Source organism: Burkholderia sp. AW49-1, assembly GCF_053427845.1.
Genome location: NZ_JBSAXF010000078.1, coordinates 1 through 1479 on the forward strand (window position 1 = coordinate 1; position 1479 = coordinate 1479).

Sequence of the window (1479 nt, forward strand, 5' to 3'; positions counted from 1 at the left end):
GCGCGGCGGCTGGGACGTCTGGACGGGGGCGTTTACAGCATTCGGATTGTGCATCGCGTTTCGCTCTCAATCGGTCTCAGTCGAGCCGCAGCTTCGCTTCGGCGAAGGCATACAGCGGGCGCCACAGCAGGCGGTTGAACAGGGTAACGAACAGGGACATCACGGCGATGCCCAGGATGATCTTCGGAAAGTCGCCGGCGGCGGTGGTCTGGGCGATATAGGCGCCGAGGCCGTGCGCCTCGATCCGGGTCGTGCCCCACTGCACCGCTTCCGACACGATGCTCGCGTTCCACGCGCCGCCCGACGCGGTGATCGCGCCGGTCACGTAGTACGGGAAGATGCCGGGCAGGATCGCCTGGCGCCACCACTGCCAGCCGCGGATCCGGAAGTTCGTCGCGGCTTCGCGATAGTCGTTCGGATACGACGTCGCGCCGGCGATCACGTTGAACAGGATATACCACTGCGTGCCGAGCACGATCAGCGGCGACAGCCAGATGTCGGCGTTCAGGTGGAAGCGCGCGATCACGATCACGAACACCGGGAACAGCAGGTTCGCCGGGAACGCGGCGAGGAACTGCGCGAGCGGCTGCAGCTTCTCGGCGAGTTTCGGGCGCAGCCCGACCCACACCCCGACAGGCACCCAGATCACGGACGCGATCGAGATCAGCACGACCACGCGCAGCAGCGTGATGAGCCCGAGCACGATCACGTGGCCGACTTCGGCCATCGTCACGCCGGTCGACACGAAGCTGACGACACGCCACACGATATAGGCCGTGCCGAGCAGCACCAGCACTGCCCACGCGATGTCGACCGTGCGCGACGCCTTCTTCTCGACCTTGGGCAGCGTGAAGCGCATCGCGCTCGACAGCGGCAGACGCAGCGGAATCCGCGCGGCCTTCGCGAAGAACCAGCCGGCCGGCACCAGCAGTTGATGGATCAGGCGCGTGCGGCGCACGAGGTCGAGCAGCCAGGATTGCGGCGCATCACCCGATGCGGTGTTCTCCATCCGGAACTTGTCGGCCCACGCGATCAGCGGGCGGAACAGGAACTGGTCATAAGCCAGGATCACCACCGTCATCGTCAGGATCACCCAGCCGATCGCGCCGAGGTTCTTGTCCGAGATCGCCTGCGCGAGATACGCGCCGATCCCGGGCAGCGTGATGGTCTGGTTGCCGACGGTGATCGCCTCCGATGCGACGACGAAGAACCAGCCGCCCGACATCGACATCATCATGTTCCAGATCAGCCCCGGCATCGAGAACGGCACCTCGAGCTTCCAGAAGCGCTGCCACGACGTCAGGTGAAAGCCGCGCGACACTTCGTCCAGATCGCGCGGCACCGTACGCAGCGACTGGTAGAAGCTGAACGTCATGTTCCACGCCTGGCTCGTGAAGATCGCGAAGATCGCGGCCAGTTCCGCACCGAGCACGCGGCTCGGGAACAGCGCGAGGAAGAACGTGACTGTAAACGAGATGA

1 protein-coding gene is annotated in these 1479 nt (G+C 65.2%); it reads right to left on the reverse strand.

Going from position 1 to position 1479, the window contains the following annotated elements:
* Window positions 1-76: 76 nt before the first annotated feature.
* Window positions 77-1479, reverse strand: a 1403-nt coding sequence (locus ACV22W_RS33450) for an ABC transporter permease (protein WP_448023806.1), incomplete at its 5' end; no start/stop codon positions are given.